General features: G+C 67.6%; 13 protein-coding genes and 2 pseudogenes. 8 read left to right on the plus strand and 7 right to left on the minus strand.

Annotated elements, in window-relative coordinates:
* The 3 genes and pseudogenes from N878_RS29430 to N878_RS03015 all read right to left on the minus strand — a co-directional run.
* Positions 1-131, minus strand: a pseudogene (locus N878_RS29430) (cell division protein ZapE); the annotation flags it as partial.
* A gap of 5 nt (positions 132-136) precedes the next feature.
* The gene (locus N878_RS03010) at positions 137-1,021 is read right to left on the minus strand and encodes a carbon-nitrogen hydrolase family protein (RefSeq protein ID WP_021442208.1); all 885 of its coding nucleotides are present in this window, start codon (positions 1,019-1,021) and stop codon (positions 137-139) included.
* Positions 1,018-1,608 (minus strand): GNAT family N-acetyltransferase, encoded by a 591-nt coding sequence (locus tag N878_RS03015; RefSeq protein ID WP_021442209.1) that lies wholly within the window; start codon positions 1,606-1,608, stop codon positions 1,018-1,020. The genes N878_RS03010 and N878_RS03015 overlap by 4 nt, the downstream gene beginning before the upstream one ends.
* A gap of 112 nt (positions 1,609-1,720) precedes the next feature.
* Between N878_RS03015 and N878_RS03020 the strand changes: the two genes are divergently transcribed.
* The 8 genes from N878_RS03020 (at position 1,721) to N878_RS03055 (ending at position 8,640) form a co-directional block, all read left to right on the plus strand.
* Positions 1,721-2,119 (plus strand): nuclear transport factor 2 family protein, encoded by a 399-nt coding sequence (locus N878_RS03020; RefSeq protein ID WP_021442210.1) that lies wholly within the window; start codon positions 1,721-1,723, stop codon positions 2,117-2,119.
* Between the two features lie 125 nt (positions 2,120-2,244).
* Complete coding sequence (locus N878_RS03025) at positions 2,245-2,934, plus strand: thermostable hemolysin (protein ID WP_031302672.1); 690 nt, start codon at positions 2,245-2,247, stop codon at positions 2,932-2,934.
* Positions 2,918-4,366 carry an AMP-binding protein gene (locus N878_RS03030; protein ID WP_021442212.1) on the plus strand — a complete coding sequence of 483 codons (1,449 nt, stop codon included), beginning with the start codon at positions 2,918-2,920 and terminating at the stop codon, positions 4,364-4,366. Before N878_RS03025 ends, N878_RS03030 begins: the two co-directional genes overlap by 17 nt.
* A complete protein-coding gene (locus N878_RS03035) occupies positions 4,363-5,022 on the plus strand; it encodes a TenA family transcriptional regulator (RefSeq protein ID WP_021442213.1) in 660 nt (219 codons plus the stop codon). The genes N878_RS03030 and N878_RS03035 overlap by 4 nt, the downstream gene beginning before the upstream one ends.
* A gap of 4 nt (positions 5,023-5,026) precedes the next feature.
* Positions 5,027-5,818 carry an SDR family oxidoreductase gene (locus N878_RS03040; RefSeq protein WP_021442214.1) on the plus strand — a complete coding sequence of 264 codons (792 nt, stop codon included), beginning with the start codon at positions 5,027-5,029 and terminating at the stop codon, positions 5,816-5,818.
* 11 nt (positions 5,819-5,829) lie between these two features.
* Positions 5,830-6,480 carry a tetratricopeptide repeat protein gene (locus N878_RS03045; protein WP_021442215.1) on the plus strand — a complete coding sequence of 217 codons (651 nt, stop codon included), beginning with the start codon at positions 5,830-5,832 and terminating at the stop codon, positions 6,478-6,480.
* A gap of 25 nt (positions 6,481-6,505) precedes the next feature.
* Entirely contained in the window at positions 6,506-7,162 is a 657-nt protein-coding gene (locus tag N878_RS03050) for a response regulator transcription factor (protein WP_021442216.1), read from the plus strand.
* On the plus strand, positions 7,159-8,640 hold the full coding sequence (locus N878_RS03055; RefSeq protein WP_031302675.1) for an ATP-binding protein: 1,482 nt from the start codon (positions 7,159-7,161) through the stop codon (positions 8,638-8,640). Before N878_RS03050 ends, N878_RS03055 begins: the two co-directional genes overlap by 4 nt.
* Before the next feature lie 200 nt (positions 8,641-8,840).
* On the opposite strand, the gene N878_RS03060 is transcribed toward N878_RS03055, so the two are convergent.
* The 4 genes and pseudogenes from N878_RS03060 to N878_RS28265 all read right to left on the minus strand — a co-directional run.
* On the minus strand, positions 8,841-9,140 hold the full coding sequence (locus N878_RS03060) for a ribbon-helix-helix domain-containing protein (protein WP_021442219.1): 300 nt from the start codon (positions 9,138-9,140) through the stop codon (positions 8,841-8,843).
* A 102-nt stretch (positions 9,141-9,242) separates the two neighbouring features.
* Entirely contained in the window at positions 9,243-9,827 is a 585-nt protein-coding gene (locus tag N878_RS03065; protein ID WP_177342869.1) for a DJ-1/PfpI family protein, read from the minus strand.
* Positions 9,828-9,963: 136 nt separating this feature from the next.
* A complete protein-coding gene (locus N878_RS03070; protein WP_021442221.1) occupies positions 9,964-10,572 on the minus strand; it encodes a DUF2846 domain-containing protein in 609 nt (202 codons plus the stop codon).
* A gap of 78 nt (positions 10,573-10,650) precedes the next feature.
* A pseudogene (locus N878_RS28265) lies at positions 10,651-10,765 on the minus strand (enoyl-CoA hydratase); the annotation flags it as partial.

Below are 10,765 nucleotides of genomic sequence, written 5' to 3' on the forward strand. Positions count from 1 at the left end.
CCGCCGCGGTGCACGGCGTCGTGACAGTCTTGCAGCGCGGAGGCGGCGCGCCGCTGCGCGGCATCGACGACGAAACCGGACGCGAGCGCGCGTTCGTACGCCGCCTGCGGCGAGTCGGGCAACTCCTGCATGGCACTCAACGCAGCAGCAGCCGGCCATCGTCGAACTGCCGCGGCCAGTCGCGACGGGTGAATACCTGACCTTGTTGGCGCAGCCCGCGCACCGCGTCCAGGTCCAGCTCGGCGATCAGCCAGCGGCTGCGCTGCGGGCACAGCTCGGCGCTTTCGGCGAGCACGCCGCTGGCCGGCATGCCGTAATCGGAGGGCACGTAGAGCGCGGCGCGACCGATGTTCTCGTCCAGCGCCGGCGACCAGGGCGCCAGGCCGACGGTGGGCGCCTGCAGCACGGCGATCTGGTTCTCCAGGGCGCGGGCCTGGGCGCCGATGCGCACACGGTAAAAGCCGGCCTCGGTGTCGGTGCAACTGGGCGCGAGAATCAGGTCCACCCCGGCCTCGGCCAGGGTGCGCGCCAGCAACGGAAATTCGTTGTCGTAGCAGATCAGGATGCCCAGCTTGCCCAGCACCGTGTCGAAGACCTTGAGCCCGCTGCCCGCCGCAACCTGCCACTGCTCCAGTTCGAAGCGGGTCATGATCAGCTTGTCCTGACTGCCCAGGCAGCCGTGCGGGCCGAACAGCCAGGCGCGGTTGCGGTAGTGGCCGTCCTCGTCCAGCACCGGCAGCGAACCCGGTTGCAGATGGATCTTCAGCCGCCGCGCCAGGGCCTCGCACAGCGCCAGCCAACGCGGCAGCAACGGCTGGATGCCGGCGATGGAGGCGTGCAGGTCGCCGCGCTCGGCTTCGGGCAGTTGGCCGCTGAGCACCAGGCCGGCGTATTCGGGCAACAGCAGCAGTTCGGCACCCTGCCCCGCGGCCTCCTCGCACAGCGCGGTCAGGTGCGCGGCGTAGGCCTCCCAGCTCTCGTGCAGGTCGATATGGTATTGGCAGGCGGCGACCCTGATCATCGAGCGAGCTCCTTCAGCCAGAACGACATGGGCTTGGCCGACTCCTCACTCTCGTCCAGGTCGCGCCAGTGGTACTGGGTGTGCAGTTCGGGGTGATGGCGATAGCCGCGCCGCGCCCAGAAGGCGTCCAGCGCCTGGTAGTCGGCGGGCCGCCGTGGATGCTCGGCCGGGCGCTGCACGGCGCAGAAGGCGCACCAGTCGAAACGCCCCAGCCGCTGCGCATGGGCCTCACGCTCGGCGAAGAAGCGCACGCCCAGGCCGCGGCCGCGCCAGGCCGGCAGCACTACTGACTCGGCCAGGTAGAAGACCCGCGCCGGGTCCCAGCCGCCTTCGACGAAGGGCCGCTGGAACTCCTCGGTCTCATCAATCAGCGGCAGCGCCGTGGAGGCGCCGACCACCCGGCCCTCGTCGCGCACCAGCACGCAAAGGCTGTCCGCACTGCGCAGGTAGGTGGCCAGGTACTCGGCCTCGTAGGCGAGGCTGCCGTCGTAGAGGTAGGGAAACTCGCGGAACACGGCGATGCGCAGACGCGCCAGGTCGTCGATATGGGGCGCGATCTCCGCACCGCGCAGCAGTCGGATATCCATGGGGCGTCGCTCGCCAGCTGCAGGGTGACGCCGGCGGCTATGCCGGCGGGAAGCGGCGAACTTATCATGCGCGCCAGCCAACCACTAAACGGACTACGACAGGAGCGTCTCCATGACCGCCACCGAACTGCTGCAGGCCTACTACGCCGCCTTCAATGCCGGCGACATGCCCGCCTTCCTCGACCTGCTCAGCGAGGACGTGGTGCACGACATCAACCAGGGCGAGCGCCAGGTCGGCAAGGCCGCCTTCGCCGCCTTCATGGACAAGATGAACGGCTGCTACCGCGAGCGCCTCACCGACATCGTGCTGATGCAGAATGCCGACGGCAGCCGCGCCGCCGCCGAATTCGTGGTGCATGGCCAGTACCTGGCCGACGACGAAGGCCTGCCGCCTGCCAATGGCCAGACCTACGTGCTGCCGGCCGGCGCCTTCTTCGAAATCAAGGCCGGCAAGGTGGCGCGCATCAGCAACTACTACAACCTCAATGACTGGGTGGCGCAGGTAGGCTGAAAGCCCCCGCAACGCACGCGCGCCCTGGCCTGCAGGGCCGCTGCAACGATTCTGCAAGCGCTTAATAAAGCGTTAAGCCAGCCCACCACACAATCGCCCCCAGGTTCATCACCGAGGTTCCGAGCATGGAACTACCCTGGGCGCATCATGAGCGTCCCGTGGCCCGAATCGGCCGCGGCGACAGCTTCGAGCTTCACCTGGTCGCCCAGGGCAGCGCACGTCGCGCTGCCCTGGAACAGTTCATCCGCCGGCGCTTTGCTCTGCAGTACGGCGCACGAGTTCATCAGTTCATGCCCTGCCTGTTCGCTCTGGAGAATCGGGCCGGGCAGCTGCTCGGCGCTCTGGGTGTGCGCAGTGCAGGCAACGGCCCGCTGTTTCTCGAACGCTACCTGGACGAGCCGATCCAGAGCGCCATCGGCGCACGCCTGGGCCGAATCGAGCCCGACCGTGGCGAATTGGTGGAAGTGGGCAACCTGGCCGCCGACAGCCCCGGTGCAGCACGCCTGCTGATCGTCGCGCTGACCGACCTGCTGGTGGCGCTGGGCTTTCGCTGGGTCGCCTTCACCGGCACGCCGACCCTGCTCAACAGCTTCCAGCGCCTGGGGCTGGCGCCCATCGCCCTGGGTCAGGCCAACCCCAGGTGCATGGGCGAGGAACTGGCCGACTGGGGCAGCTATTACGACAGCCGCCCCCTGGTGATGGCCGGCGATATCCGCGGCGGTCATCAGCGCCTGTTGCAGCTGGGCGCCTACCCACGCCTCGGCCACCAGCCGCTCTACGCCCTGGAGGACATGCCTGATGTGCACTGCAGTTGAGGCCTTCTTCGCGCGCCTGGCGCAGCATGGCGAGCGTGTCGCGCTGGTCGAAGGTGAACGCACACTGAGCTACGCCACGCTGCTCGCAGCCGTGACGCCCCGTAGCAGATATCTGAGTGCACAGGGTGCCCGCCGCGTGGCGCTGGCCCTGGACAACGGCATCGACTGGGTGCTGTGGGATCTGGCGGCGCTGCACGCCGGCCTGGTCTGCGTACCGCTGCCGGCGTTCTTCTCTGCCGAGCAGCAGCGTCACGTGCTCGACAGCGCCGGCATCGACTGTCTGATCGGTGCTGGCGCCCCAGGTTTCACCAGCGTGGAGGGCGATATCCATCGCCGCTCGGTGGCGCACCCCGCCGCGCTGCATGCCAACACCTGCAAGATCACCTACACCTCCGGCACCACCGGCCAGCCCAAGGGGGTGTGCCTGGATCTGGATACGCAGCTGGCGGTGGCCGGCAGCCTGCTCGAGGCCAGCGCCAGCCGCGAGGTGCAGCGGCACCTGTGCATCCTGCCGCTGGCGACCCTGCTGGAGAACATCGCCGGCGTCTACGCGCCGCTGCTGGCCGGCGCGCGGGTCGAACTGATGCCCATGGCACAGATCGGCCTCACCGGCGCCAGCGGCTTCGACCTGGCGCGCTTTCTCCAGGCACTGCAGGCGGCCCAGCCGCACAGCCTGATCCTGCTGCCGCAATTGCTGCTGGCCCTGGTCAGCGCCGCCGAACGCCAGTTGCCGCTGCCGGGTTCGCTGCGCTTCGTCGCCGTCGGTGGCGGCCGGGTCGCCGCGCAGTTGCTGGAGCGGGCCGATGCCCTCGGTCTACCGATCTTCGAGGGCTACGGCCTGTCCGAATGCGCCTCGGTGGTGTGCCTGAACACGCCCGAGCAGCGCCGCATCGGCAGCACCGGCAAGCCGCTCGGCCACCTGCAGGTGAGGCTGGCCGACGACGGCGAGGTACTGGTCAAGGGCGCGCGCATGCTCGGTTACCTCGGCGAGCCGGCGCCGCAAGGCGAATGGCTGGGCAGCGGCGACCTCGGGCATTTCGAGGACGGTTTCCTGGTGCTGCACGGGCGTAAGAAGCATCAGTTCATCACCGCCTACGGGCGCAACGTCAACCCGGAATGGGTCGAGGCCGAGCTGGTGCAGCAGTTGCCCATCGCCCAGGCCTGGCTGCACGGCGAAGCGCTGCCGGGCAACGTCGCGGTGCTGGTGCCGCGCGTCGCCAATACCCCCGACGCGCAGCTGCAGGCTGCCGTCGACGAAGTCAATCACGGCCTGCCGGACTACGCCCGCGTGCACCGCTGGCTGCGCGCCGAGGCCCCGTTCAACGCGAGCAACGAGCTGGCCACGGCCAACGGTCGGTTGCGCCGCGCCGCCCTGTTCACCCATTACCAAAGCGCCATCCATGAGCTGATGGCAGAAGGAGTACCCGCATGAGTTTCTATGAATCCCTGCTGAGCCAGACCCAGCGTGAGCGCGACTACCTGCTCGGCGCGCCGATCATCCAGCAGGCCATGACCGGTCGGGTCGCCCTGCACAGCTACATCGCCTTCCTTACCGAGGCCTACCACCACGTCAAGCACACCGTGCCGCTGCTGATGGCCTGCGGTGCGCGCCTGCCGGAACGCCTGGAATGGCTGCGCGAAGCCATCGCCGAGTACATCGAGGAGGAAACCGGCCACCAGGAGTGGGTGCTGGGCGACATCGCCGCCTGCGGTGCCGATAAGGAAGCGGTGCGCAACGGCACACCGCGCCTGTCCACCGAACTGATGGTGGCCTACGTCTACGACCGCATCGCCCGACACAATCCGGTGAGCTTCTTCGGCATGGTCAACGTGCTCGAAGGCACCAGCATCGCCCTGGCCACCCAGGCCGCCGGCATCATTCAGGACAAACTGCAACTGCCGAACCAGGCCTTCAGCTACCTCAACTCCCACGGCAGCCTGGACCTGGAGCACATCGAGTTCTTCAAGAAGCTGATGAACCGCCTGGACAACGATGATGACAAGGCCGCCGTGGTGCACACCGCCAAGGTCGTCTATCGCCTCTACGGCGACATGTTCCGCAGCCTGCCGCTGGCCGGCGAGGAGTAAGTTCATGCAACCGACGGATTGCCGTGTCCTGCTTACCGGCGCCAGCGGCGGCATCGGCCTGGCCCTGGCGCAGCGTCTGGCCAGCGAAGGTGCCCATCTGCTGCTGGTGGGCCGTCGCCTGGAACCGCTACAGCCGCTGCAACAACGCTTCCCCCAGCACGTGCAACTGCTGCAGGCCGATATCGCCAGCCGCACCGGGCGTAATGCGCTGGTCGCTGCAGCGCAGAACTTCGGCGGCCTCAACTGCCTGATCAACGCCGCTGGGGTCAACCGCTTCGGCCTGCTCGATCAGCAGGACGAGCAGCAGATCGCCGAGCTGATCGACCTCAACGTCACCGCCACGCTGCAGCTGACCCAACGCCTGCTGCCGCTGCTACGCGCCCAGCGGCGCGCCCTGGTGATCAATGTCGGCTCCACCTTCGGCGCCATCGGCTACCCCGGCTTCGCCGCCTACTGCGCCAGCAAGTTCGCCCTGCGCGGCTTCTCCGAGGCGCTGCGCCGCGAGCTGGCCGACACCCACGTGCGCGTCCTCTACTTCGCCCCGCGCGCCACCCGCACCTCGATGAACGCCCCCAGCGTGGTGGCGATGAACGATGAGCTGGGCGTGGCCATGGACGACCCCGCACAGGTGGCCGAGGAACTGCTCGACACCATCCGCCGCGAGCAGGAGGAACGTCACCTGGGCTGGCCGGAACGCCTGTTCGTGCGCCTCAACGGTCTGCTGCCGCGCGTGGTCGACCAGGCCCTGCGCAAGCAGTTGCCGATCATTCAACGCTTTGCCCGCCACAAGCACTGAGGAGATTGCCCGTGAACGCATTTCGCCCCCTGATCATCGCCGCGCTCGGCTGCACCGCCCTGCCCGCCTTCGCCCTCAGTGACAACGGCCAGATCCAGTTGCAGCAGTTGCAGACGCGCTGGGCCGAGATCCACTACCAGACGCCGGAGAAGCAGCGCGAAGAGGCCTTCGCCACACTCGTCACGCAGGCCGACGCGGCGCTGGCCAGCGAGCCCAAGGCGCCGGAGCTGCTGATCTGGCGCGGCATCATCCTCAGCACCCAGGCCGGCGCCAAAGGTGGCCTCGGCGCCCTGCGCCTGGTCAAGGAGGCCAAGGCCAGCCTGGAACAGGCGCTTACCATCGACCCGCAGGCCCTGGCCGGCTCGGCCTACACCAGCCTCGGCAGCCTCTACTACCAGGTACCCGGCTGGCCGATCGGCTTCGGTGACGACCAACAGGCCGAGAAGATGCTCAAGCAGGCGCTGGCGATCAACCCGGACGGTATCGACCCGAACTACTTCTACGGCGACTTCCTGCAACGGCAGAAACGCTACGAGGAAGCCCGCGCCGCGCTGGAAAAAACCCTGGCCGCCAAGGATCGCCCCGGCCGCGAACTGGCCGACCAGGGGCGCCGCGCCGAAGCCAAGGCGCTTTTGCAGCAGGTCGAGAGTAAACTCCGGTAGTTCGGCCCCCCCTGCAGGAGTTGCCATGCGCATTCTTCTCGTCGAAGACGATCAGGCCCTGGGCGAAGGCATTCGCACCGCGCTGAAACCCGAAGGCTACACCGTGGACTGGCTGCAGGACGGCGCCAGCGCCCTGCATGCGCTGAGCCACGAGAGTTTCGAGCTGGTCATCCTCGACCTCGGCCTGCCGCGCATGGACGGCCTGCAGGTGCTCAAGCACCTGCGCGCCGCCGCCAACCCGGTGCCGGTGCTGGTGCTGACCGCCCGCGACGCCACCAGCGACCGCATCGCCGGCCTCGATGCCGGCGCCGACGACTACCTGATCAAACCCTTCGACGTCGCCGAACTCAAGGCGCGCCTGCGTGCCCTGCTGCGGCGCAGCTTCCAGCGTCCACAGCCGGCGCTGGAGTACCGCGGCATTCGCCTCGATCCGGCCAGCCAGCGGGTCGAATACCAGGGCCAGGCCATCAATCTGCCGCGCAAGGAATTTCTTCTGCTGCACGAAATGCTGATCCAGCCTGGACGCGTGCTGACGCGCGACAAGCTGCAACAGGCACTCTATGGCTGGGACGAAGAGGTGGAGAGCAATGCCCTGGAAGTGCACGTGCATCACCTGCGCAAGAAGTTCTTCCCGGAGCTGATCCGCACCGTGCGTGGCGTCGGCTATCTGGTGGACAAATGAGACTGCACAGAACCTTCGGCTCCATGCGCATCCGCTTGTTGGTTCTGTTGCTGCTGATGCTGGCCGGCAGCTTCGGGCTGATCAGCCACAAGATCTACAGCGACTCCGTGCACGAAGTACGCGAGCTGTTCGACGCCCAGCTGTCGCAGACCGCGCGCCTGCTCATGGGCCTGATACGCCACGACCTCAGCAGCAACGAACGGCGCGACCTCCAGGCGGTTCTCGATGAAGCCCTCATGCTGCAAGATGCCCGTAACCCGGAAAACCTGCTCGGCCACGAGTACGAAGGCAAGCTGGCCTTCCAGATGCTCGATGACGATGGCGAGCTCTTGTTCCAGTCCGCCAGCGCGCCGCCGGGCCTGCTCGAGGAGATGATCGAGCAACTCGGCCTGGCCCCGCCCAACGCTGACCAATCCAGGCGCGAACGCCTGGCGCAACTGGCCCGCTACCTGATCGGCTACCACAGCCTTAGCATCGGCGAGCATCGCTGGCGCGTGTTCGTCCTGCACGACAGCCGCGACTACCACTGGGTGCTGGCCGGCGAACGCGAGGACGTTCGCGGCGAACTGATCGGCAAGATCGCCCGGCGCAGCCTGCAACCGCTGCTGATCGGCCTGCCAGCCGTTGGCCTGCTGCTGTGGCTGGCGGTGGGCTGGGGCCTGAGCCCGCTGCAGCGCATGGCCCGTGCCATTCGCGGCCGCGCCCCGGACAATCTGGCGCCGCTGGTGTTTCCGCCGCTGCCCAACGAACTGGAGCCGATGGCGGCCGCGCTCAATCGCCTGCTGCTGCAGGTCAACCAGTTGCTCGATCAGGAAAAACGCTTTATCGCCGACGCCGCCCACGAGCTGCGCACACCGCTGGCGGTGCTGCGCATCCACGCCCAGAACGCCCTGGAGGCAGCGGATGCCGGCGACCGCAGCGAAGCCCTGCGTCAGTTGACCGGCGCCGTCGACCGTGCGACCCGGGTGGTGACGCAGTTGCTGACCCTGGCCCGTCTCGACCCGAGCAGCGCGCACCTGAGCATGGGCGACCTCGATCTGCTGGCATTCCTGCGTGGCGAGCTGGCCGAACTGACGCCGCTGGCCCTCGATCGGCAGCAGGATCTGGTGCTCGATGCCAACGAATCCGGCGACTACCGGCTGATCGCTGACGCCCCGAGCCTGGGCATCCTGCTGCAGAACCTGGTGAGCAACGCCGTGCAGTACACGCCGAAGGGTGGCTGCATCCAGGTACAGCTGATCGCCGAGCAGCAGGCGCTGGTAATGCGGGTGCAAGACAGCGGCCCCGGGGTGCCGGCGGAGTTACGCGAGCGCCTGTTCGAACGCTTTTTCCGCCTCGGCGAAGGGCTGGGCGCAGGGCTGGGCCTGTCGATCGTACTGCGGGTGGTGGAGCTGCATCAGGGCAGCATCAGCCTGGAGGATTCGCCGCTGGGAGGGCTTCAGGTCACCGTGCGTTTGCCCAAACGACTGCACCCATAGTCTTTGACTAATAGCTGCCATAGACAAAATCCAGTTCTTCTATCGAAGCGTCGCCACCATCATGCATCCCTGTCAGCCATATCACTCAGGGATCCCCACCATGACCATGCTCAAACGCCTCTTCCAGCAAACCCGCCCGACCCCGAAGCCGACAGCGCCGGCCGTGCCGGAGCATCCGAACTTCTGGATGTACCAGTGATTCAACCGGCGCCGACCACCCGCAGCGGCACCGCGCGCCCGGCCTTCTGCGCCAGGTAGCGGGTGCAGCTGACGCGCAGGAAGGAGGCGAAGTTGACCACCTCGCCGCGAAAGTCCATGACCTCGTCGTAGAGCTTGGCGATCAGCTGGTTGGTGGTCATGCCGTCGACTTCGGCGATCTCGCGCAGGATGTCCCAGAACTGGTTTTCCAGGCGCAAGGTGGTCACCACGCCGTGGATGCGCAGCGAACGCGAGCGCGATTCGTAGAGGATGGGGTCGGCCTTTACATAGAGTTCGCACATGAGCGTCGCCTCCTGGAAACTTGTGGCAGCGTCGTAGCCCGGATGCAATCCGGAGAATACCGGCAATGATGCGCCGCGGATGGCGTCCGGGCTACGGCTCGACTACAGGCGAATCTCGGTGCCGAGCAGCTTGAGGAAGCCCGCCAGCCAGGCCGGATGCGCGGGCCAGGCCGGCGCGGTGGCCAGGTTGCCCTGCACGTGGGCCTGATCCACCGGGATATCCACGTAGCGGCCGCCGGCCAGCGTCACTTCCGGCGCGCAGGCCGGGTAAGCGCTGCATTCGCGGCCCTCCAGCACGCCGGCGGCGGCCAGCAGCTGGGCGCCGTGACAGACCGCGGCGATGGGCTTGTCGGCCTTGGCGAAGGCTTTTACCAGCGCCACGACGTCGCCATTCAGGCGCAGGTATTCCGGGGCACGGCCGCCGGGAATCAGCAGCGCGTCGTAATCCTCGGCCTTGACCTTGGCGAAGTCGAAATTGAGGGCGAAGTTGTGCCCCGGCTTCTCGCTGTAGGTCTGGTCGCCCTCGAAATCGTGGATGGCAGTGCGCACGGTCTGCCCGGCGACCTTGTCCGGACACACCGCATGCACGCTGTGACCGACCATCTGCAGGGCCTGGAAGGGCACCATGGTTTCGTAGTCTTCGGCGTAGTCGCCGACCAGCATCAGAATCTTCTTGGCAGCCATGATCGTCTCCTGAGGGTGGATGCAACGGAGCCATTATTCGCCCCTACTTGCTCCGACAGGTAACAGCCCGGTACTACTCCCGTGCGCCCGCGCAGGCCGATGGTCGTTGCCGCCAGTTGGCACGCGCGGCGCCGCCAAATCAGATGCCGATCTTGTCCAGCGCCTGACCGACCGAGCGCCAGAAGCCGCGCTGCGGGCGCTCCCCCTGCTGGTGATGGGCAGCGATGCGAGCCGGCGGCTGCACCAGGCGGGTGGCGCCCAGTTCGCGCTCGGCCAGCTCGGCCGACACCAGCTGCAGCGGGCCATCGCCACCGCCGTCCAGGGCGCCGCTGTGCGGCGGCGGGCCGTCCTCGTCGTAGCGCAGGTAGTAGGTGCCGCCCACGGCGGCATCCAGGCTGAAGCTGGAGATCAGGGTGAAGTCCAGCGGCCCGTCGGCCAGCAGGGTCCAGAAGCTGCCGGCCAGCGGCCGACGCATTTCCAGCCGATGGTTGGCCGCCTCGAACTCCAGCACCAGGTAGCCGTTGCTCGGCAGGCTGCCGATCAGCTGGTTGTCGAGAAACAGCCCCGGCGCCTCCAGCTCCTGATCGGCCCAGTCGTTGCGTGGACGGTACAGATAGACCAGGGCGTGGTTCTCGTCGCTCAGCGCGTGGGGGACGAAGGCTTCGCCGTCCAGGTCGCCGAAGAAGGCGCCGGGGGTCGAGCAGCCGACCAGCAGGACGGCGAGCAAGAGCAGCAGCAGGCGGCGCATCGAGCATTCCTTGTGAGGGGCATGCACGCAGCTTAGCCGGCACGCGCACGGGCAACACCCGACAAAAGTGCGGCCCGTTCAGAAGGCACCGTGGCGCCCCTTGCCGTCGCGAAAGCGCTGCGCGCCCTCCGCCGTCTCGCCGCTGGCCACCACCGCCAGGCCGCCGCGGAATTCGCCGGCCAGCGCCTCGCTC

Source organism: Pseudomonas sp. EGD-AK9, from assembly GCF_000465935.2.
Taxonomy (GTDB): Bacteria; Pseudomonadota; Gammaproteobacteria; order Pseudomonadales; family Pseudomonadaceae; genus Aquipseudomonas.

Bases quoted from the DNA above. Each gene is read 5' to 3' on its own strand.
- N878_RS03015 (WP_021442209.1), bottom strand. From the start codon at position 1,608: ATGGATATCCGACTGCTGCGCGGTGCGGAGATCGCGCCCCATATCGAC.
- N878_RS03020 (WP_021442210.1), top strand. From the start codon at position 1,721: ATGACCGCCACCGAACTGCTGCAGGCCTACTACGCCGCCTTCAATGCC.
- N878_RS03030 (WP_021442212.1), top strand. From the start codon at position 2,918: ATGTGCACTGCAGTTGAGGCCTTCTTCGCGCGCCTGGCGCAGCATGGC.
- N878_RS03040 (WP_021442214.1), top strand. From the start codon at position 5,027: ATGCAACCGACGGATTGCCGTGTCCTGCTTACCGGCGCCAGCGGCGGC.
- N878_RS03060 (WP_021442219.1), bottom strand. From the start codon at position 9,140: ATGTGCGAACTCTATGTAAAGGCCGACCCCATCCTCTACGAATCGCGC.
- N878_RS03055 (WP_031302675.1), top strand. From the start codon at position 7,159: ATGAGACTGCACAGAACCTTCGGCTCCATGCGCATCCGCTTGTTGGTT.
- N878_RS03035 (WP_021442213.1), top strand. From the start codon at position 4,363: ATGAGTTTCTATGAATCCCTGCTGAGCCAGACCCAGCGTGAGCGCGAC.
- N878_RS03025 (WP_031302672.1), top strand. From the start codon at position 2,245: ATGGAACTACCCTGGGCGCATCATGAGCGTCCCGTGGCCCGAATCGGC.
- N878_RS03050 (WP_021442216.1), top strand. From the start codon at position 6,506: ATGCGCATTCTTCTCGTCGAAGACGATCAGGCCCTGGGCGAAGGCATT.
- N878_RS03070 (WP_021442221.1), bottom strand. From the start codon at position 10,572: ATGCGCCGCCTGCTGCTGCTCTTGCTCGCCGTCCTGCTGGTCGGCTGC.
- N878_RS03010 (WP_021442208.1), bottom strand. From the start codon at position 1,021: ATGATCAGGGTCGCCGCCTGCCAATACCATATCGACCTGCACGAGAGC.